Below are 6,185 nucleotides of genomic sequence, written 5' to 3'. Positions count from 1 at the left end.
GTTTGCACGATTTTGTTTGTTTAGTTTTCAAAGAGCAATTAAGTCATCGCCTAAAAGCGACTTTGTTATCTTATCAAGTTATCAATAGAATGTCAATAACTTTTTAAAATATATTTTCGTTTCTGTCATCGCTTCGCAACAACAGATATTAATATACCACCTTAAGAGAATAGGCGCAATAGTATTTTGTAGTTTTTTATAAAATATCTAAAGTAGAACTATTCTAACTCTTTGTTGATTTATTTAATAAAAAAAGTGCCAGTGAGATGGCACTTTTTTAACAAACTATTTATGACGCATTAATGGGAATAATAGGACGTCACGGATAGACGGGGAATTAGTAAGCAACATGACTAAACGGTCGATTCCAATTCCTAATCCTCCTGTTGGCGGCATCCCATACTCTAGTGCTTCAACGAAGTCTTCATCCATCATATGGGCTTCGTCATTGCCTTGTTCACGTTCTTTTAATTGCGCTTCAAAACGTTCTCTTTGATCAATCGGATCATTTAGCTCCGTAAAGGCATTCGCATGTTCACGAGCGACAATAAATAATTCAAAGCGGTCCGTGAATCTTGGATCCTCATCATTTTTCTTTGCAAGCGGAGAAATTTCCACTGGATGGCCGTAAATAAAAGTAGGCTGAATTAACTTTTCCTCGACCTTTTGCTCGAAGAATTCATTGACGATATGACCATAAAGCATGTTGTTATTAATTTCAACACCGTGTTCTTTGGCTAGCTCACGTGCTTCTTCAACACTCATTTCTTTCCAGAAATCCGCACCGGTGTATTCTTTAATCGCATCAACCATATGGAGTCTCTTCCATTCTGGCTTAAGGTCGACTTCATACTCTCCATATTGAACAGTTGTAGAACCGACTACCTCTTCGGCAATATGAGCTACTAAATTCTCAGTAAGGCTCATAATGTCACGGTAATCCGCATAGGCTTCGTACAGTTCAATCATTGTAAATTCAGGGTTGTGACGAGTCGATACACCTTCGTTCCGGAAGACACGGCCAATTTCATAAACCTTTTCTAGTCCACCCACAATCAAACGCTTTAAGTGAAGCTCAATCGCAATCCTCATGAATAATGGCATATCAAGCGCATTGTGGTGTGTAATGAACGGACGTGCTGAAGCTCCACCAGCAATGGAGTGCATCATTGGCGTCTCTACTTCTAAATAACCGTGTTCATCTAAATAACGACGCATCGATTGAATAATACGGCTTCTAGCAATAAAGGTAGCTTTGCTCTCCTGACTCATAATTAAATCCAAATAACGTTGACGGTAGCGCTGTTCAACATCCTTAAGTCCATGGAATTTATCAGGAAGCGGACGCAGCGCCTTTGTTAAAAACTCAAAGTTTTCAACTTTAACCGATAATTCCCCTACTTTTGTTTTAAATAGAGTACCGGTTACCCCTATGATGTCTCCTAAATCTGACGAATCAAATAGCTTATAGTTTTCTTCGCCAATCGCATCCTGACGAACATATACTTGAATTTGGCCAGTTAAATCTTGAAGATGAGCAAAGCCTGCTTTTCCTTTCCCACGTTTCGTCATAATTCGTCCTGCTAAAGAAACGGAAACATTTTTGGCTTCAATCTCTTCTTTTTCTAATTCCCCGTACTGATTAATTAATTCCTTCGTCGTATGTGAACGATCAAAACGCTTACCAAATGGGTCCAGACCATTTTCGCGCATGGTATTCATTTTTTCACGTCTGACCCTTAATTGGTCATTTAAATCTTCCTGACTCATAAAATCCACTCCAATAATCATTTTATTATGTAAAATGTCTTAAATAATGATGTCCACTTTTTCTACATACTTTATTATTTTACACAAACTTAAACTTTCAGACATCAAAAAAGGTGATAATAAAATAAAAACTGCCAGTTTTTTCACTGGCAGCATCCAATTATTATAGAAAAGACACTGTAAGTGACGAGTTTACCCTACAATTAACTGACTTTGTTCTACTTCCTCAACCTCTGCAACCAAATCGTTTAATATTGCTACTAAATGATCTCTTGTTTCACATTCATTAATTGCATTACGAACTTTCCCATTTCCAGGTACCCCTTTTAAATACCAGGCAGTATGCTTACGCATTTCACGAACAGCAATATTTTCATTTTTAAGAGCAATTAGACGGTCTAAATGTAGAATACATACATCAATCTTTTCTCTTGCAGTCGGTTGAGGCATGAGAATGCCTGTTTCTAAATATTGGACGGTGCGATAAATCATCCATGGATCTCCCAAAGCCGCTCTTCCAATCATTACTCCATCGACGCCTGTTTCATCAATCATCCGTTTGGCATCCTGCGGCGTCAGAACATCACCATTACCGATCAACGGAATAGAAAGATTTTGCTTTACTTCACGAATGATATCCCAGTTGGCTTTTCCCTCGTACATTTGAACACGTGTTCGCCCATGCAAAGAAACAGCCTTCCCGCCAGCCCGTTCTACAGCTTGTGCATTTTTCACTGCAAAAATATGCTGTTCATCCCAGCCTATTCGCATTTTTACGGTGACAGGCTTTTCCACCTCCGCTACAACTGCGGAAACCATCTCGTAGATTTTATTTGGATTAAGAAGCCACTTTGCACCAGCATCACATTTCGTAATTTTAGGAACAGGGCAGCCCATATTGATATCAATTATATCTGCATTAGTATTCTGATCTACAAATTTAGCTGCTTCGACGAGTGTTTCCCGCTCACCACCAAAGATTTGTAAACTTAGCGGTTTTTCCCGCTCGTCTATATAGAGCATATTCATGGTTTTTTCATTTTTATAAATAATCCCTTTATCACTTACCATCTCTGCACAAACTAAACCAGCACCGAACTCTTTTACCGTTAAGCGGAATGCCGAGTTACATACTCCAGCCATTGGAGCCAGTACGACTGGGTTTTTCATTTCAATATCGCCAATCTTTAACATGCAGTACCTCCTAATCTTTGTGATTAATCATAGGGCTGGTCTTAGATTACTTTCTAGCACCGCGTTAGTAAACGGGCCTTCCGCTTCTCTTATTCTTTGGGTGTTAAGTCATCTATAGATATTTTAAGTGAATGCGCAATCCTCACCAGTAGTTCACTAGCAGGAAGGCGGTTCCCTCTTTCAATTTCGCCTAGAATTGATACGGATACACCTAGTTCCTTTGAAAAACCTTCTTGTGTATAGCCCTTTAACTTCCGATAGGCTCGAATACGTCTTCCCCATTTTTCCGCTTCCATATTCGGACTCCTTCTTTATCAGGCAATTCTTCTAATGATGCCTTAAGTAATTTAATTAACTCCGAACACTGATTGTTCTGATGTACTTCTAAAAGTGGAATAATTACAAAGGCTCGTTCAAACATCCGTGGATGCGGAACCACGAGCTTCTCGCTTTCAATATTTTCTTGGTTAAAGCTAAGAATGTCAAGGTCAATTGTTCGCGGTCCCCACTTAATTTCCCTTTTTCTCCCAAGCTCTAATTCAATTTCTAAACATAAATCTAATAACTCAAAAGGACTTAGTCCCGTTTGAATCTCGATTACCATATTCAAAAATAAGTCTTGGTCTTCGTAACCAACGGGATCCGTTTCGTAAATAGATGAATAATTTACCAATTGGATACTATGATAACTTGTTAATCTTTTAATCGCACTCGTTATATTAGTATAACGATCACCTATATTAGAGCCAAGGGCAATAAATGCTGTGTTTTCCACTTTTATCTTCTCCTTGTAATTTCTACTGCAACCGAGCTGTAGTGGCCAGGAATTGGAGGATCTGGCTTAATCACCATTACCGTAGTCTCAGATATCAGTGGGAACATCTCTAAGATATTTACTGCAATTTTCTCTGCCACCGCTTCGACCAATTTATATGGCTGCCCTTCCACTATTTCTTTGCAAATTTGGTAGAGTTCAGCATAATTGACTGAGTAATTCAAATCATCGGTTTCACCCGCTTTTTTTAAATCAATGGAAACAGATAAATCAACGGCAAAACGCTGACCCAATCGATTTTCTTCTGGGAAAACACCATGGTACCCGTAGAATTCCATTCTATTAACATGAATTTTATCCATTCGTTTCACCCCTTCCCATCAGCACATCCATCATTTTTGCCATTCTGCTCATTTCCTTCACATCGTGAATACGGATAATCTGGCAGCCTTTTTGGATGCCGTAGCAGATGGTTGCTCCTGTTCCTTCCATTCTTTCATGAATAGGCAGATCCAATGCTTGTCCAATCATCGACTTTCTAGAAGTCCCTAATAATACGGGATAGCCAAGTCTCACAAACGTATCTAAATTCTGCATCGTTAGCAGATTTTCTTGATAATTCCTTGCAAAGCCAATACCTGGGTCGATGATGATCCTTTCATCCTTTACACCTGCTTTTTTAACGATAGCAATACTCTCATACAAGTCATTGATTACATCTCTCATAAATACCTGATAATTTCGGTCGTGGCGGTTATGCATAAGGACAATCGGAACATTATAGTCAGCAGCTACTTGTGCCATTTGATTATCCGCCTTCGCCCCCCATACATCATTGATAATATGTGCACCCGCCTCAATCGCCTGCTTGGCAACCTCTGCTTTATAAGTATCAATTGATATCGGAACATGGACTTGTTCAGATATCGCCTTAATAATTGGAATTACCCGGTTAATTTCTTCATGGGCTGGGACGGCTGCAAATCCAGGTCGTGTCGATTCCCCGCCGATATCAATAATATCCGCACCATTTGCCACCATTTCCTTAGCACGTTCCACAGCGATTTCAACCTGGTTGAACTTGCCGCCATCTGAAAAGGAATCTGGTGTTGCATTTAAAATGCCCATGACAATTGTTTTCTTACTAAAATCTAAGGTATATGGACCGCATTGGATTTGTTCTAGAGGTGTTCTCATATTTGTTCACTCCTTACGGGCTTTTTCACTCTACTTATCATACATGAAAATTGAATAAGATTTCAAAAAAAAGAAGCATCGGCAAGCCGACACCTCTTAGATTATTGTCTAGCTCCAGCACCCAACGGCTAGTGTACTTCGCACTTCTCCCTACGATAAGTCAACATCGAATCACTACGTTCTCCGTGTTTCCTTTATCTCAGTCGAAGCGCTCCAGTCCATACGCCGCTAAACGGGTGCTTCCGCTTTTCTCATTATTCTGCCTCATATTGATAAAGCTGTGTGCTTAGGTACCGTTCTCCATTATCAGGAATAATTGCAAGGACTTTTTTCCCTTTTCCTAATTTCTTTCCAACTTCTAACGCAGCGTGAATGGCCGCTCCTGAAGAGATTCCGCCTAGAATTCCTTCTTCTCTTGCTGCACGTCTTGAAGCTGCAAATGCTTCCTCAGTTCCAACCTTAATCACTTCATCATAAATATCTGTATTTAGTGTGTCAGGAACAAATCCTGCTCCAAGACCCTGGAGTTTATGTGGACCAGGTGATCCGCCAGAAAGAACTGGAGAGTCAGTTGGTTCAATAGCAAATATTTTTATTTCAGGGAATTTTTCACGAAGAACGCTTCCTGCTCCTGAGATTGTCCCGCCAGTACCGATACCTGAAACAAATGCATCTAATTGTTCCATTTGTTCCACGATTTCTTTACCTGTTGTTCTTCTATGAACTTCAGGATTAGCTTGGTTCTTAAATTGCTGTGGCAAGAAGTAACCATGCTCTGCTACTAATTCTTCTGCCTTCGCAATTGCACCCTTCATCCCTGCTGGTCCAGGTGTTAATACAAGCTCCGCACCGTAAGCACGAAGTAGGTTCCGTCTTTCCAAACTCATCGTTTCAGGCATAACAAAAACAGCTTTGTAACCTTTTGCTGCTGCAACCATTGCAAGTCCAATTCCAGTATTTCCGCTTGTAGGCTCAATAATGGTATCAACACCTGGTTTGATTAACCCTTGTTCTTCTGCTGCTTCAATCATTGCTAAAGCAATCCGGTCCTTTACGCTGCTTCCTGGATTGAAATATTCTAGCTTTAAATAAACCTCAGCACTATTTTCATCTACTAATCTGTTTAATTTAACAATTGGTGTTTGACCGATTAATTCGGTAACTGAATTTGCAACACGAACCATTTAGAGCACCCCTATTCCGAGTAAATTGATTGGATTTATATTATTAAATTTACCAGTTAACTACT

Annotated in this window: 7 protein-coding genes; all 7 read right to left on the bottom strand. The window is 39.7% G+C overall.

What is annotated here, in order from left to right; all coding sequences use genetic code 11:
• Positions 1-285 precede the first annotated feature (285 nt).
• The 7 genes from lysS to cysK all read right to left on the bottom strand — a co-directional run bounded on the left by lysS (position 286) and on the right by cysK (position 6,120).
• Positions 286-1,770 carry a lysine--tRNA ligase gene (lysS, locus tag V7121_RS23315; RefSeq protein ID WP_335499156.1) on the bottom strand — a complete coding sequence of 495 codons (1,485 nt, stop codon included), beginning with the start codon at positions 1,768-1,770 and terminating at the stop codon, positions 286-288.
• A gap of 192 nt (positions 1,771-1,962) precedes the next feature.
• Positions 1,963-2,964 carry a tRNA dihydrouridine synthase DusB gene (gene dusB, locus V7121_RS23310; RefSeq protein WP_335499152.1) on the bottom strand — a complete coding sequence of 334 codons (1,002 nt, stop codon included), beginning with the start codon at positions 2,962-2,964 and terminating at the stop codon, positions 1,963-1,965.
• 89 nt (positions 2,965-3,053) lie between these two features.
• The gene (locus V7121_RS23305; protein WP_335499150.1) at positions 3,054-3,260 is read right to left on the bottom strand and encodes a helix-turn-helix domain-containing protein; all 207 of its coding nucleotides are present in this window, start codon (positions 3,258-3,260) and stop codon (positions 3,054-3,056) included.
• The gene (gene folK, locus V7121_RS23300; protein WP_335499148.1) at positions 3,212-3,739 is read right to left on the bottom strand and encodes a 2-amino-4-hydroxy-6-hydroxymethyldihydropteridine diphosphokinase; all 528 of its coding nucleotides are present in this window, start codon (positions 3,737-3,739) and stop codon (positions 3,212-3,214) included. Before folK ends, V7121_RS23305 begins: the two co-directional genes overlap by 49 nt.
• 2 nt (positions 3,740-3,741) lie before the next feature.
• The gene (folB, locus tag V7121_RS23295) at positions 3,742-4,101 is read right to left on the bottom strand and encodes a dihydroneopterin aldolase (RefSeq protein ID WP_335499145.1); all 360 of its coding nucleotides are present in this window, start codon (positions 4,099-4,101) and stop codon (positions 3,742-3,744) included.
• Positions 4,094-4,936 (bottom strand): dihydropteroate synthase, encoded by an 843-nt coding sequence (folP, locus tag V7121_RS23290; protein WP_335499144.1) that lies wholly within the window; start codon positions 4,934-4,936, stop codon positions 4,094-4,096. Before folP ends, folB begins: the two co-directional genes overlap by 8 nt.
• A 254-nt stretch (positions 4,937-5,190) precedes the next feature.
• Positions 5,191-6,120 carry a cysteine synthase A gene (gene cysK, locus V7121_RS23285; protein ID WP_335548080.1) on the bottom strand — a complete coding sequence of 310 codons (930 nt, stop codon included), beginning with the start codon at positions 6,118-6,120 and terminating at the stop codon, positions 5,191-5,193.
• Positions 6,121-6,185 lie beyond the last annotated feature (65 nt).

The sequence above is a fragment of the Neobacillus drentensis genome (genome assembly GCF_036962125.1).
Classification (GTDB): domain Bacteria; phylum Bacillota; class Bacilli; order Bacillales; family Cytobacillaceae; genus Neobacillus; species Neobacillus drentensis_B.
The sequence above is the reverse complement of the archived record's forward strand: the minus strand, read 5'-3'. Positions and strand labels throughout refer to the sequence as shown.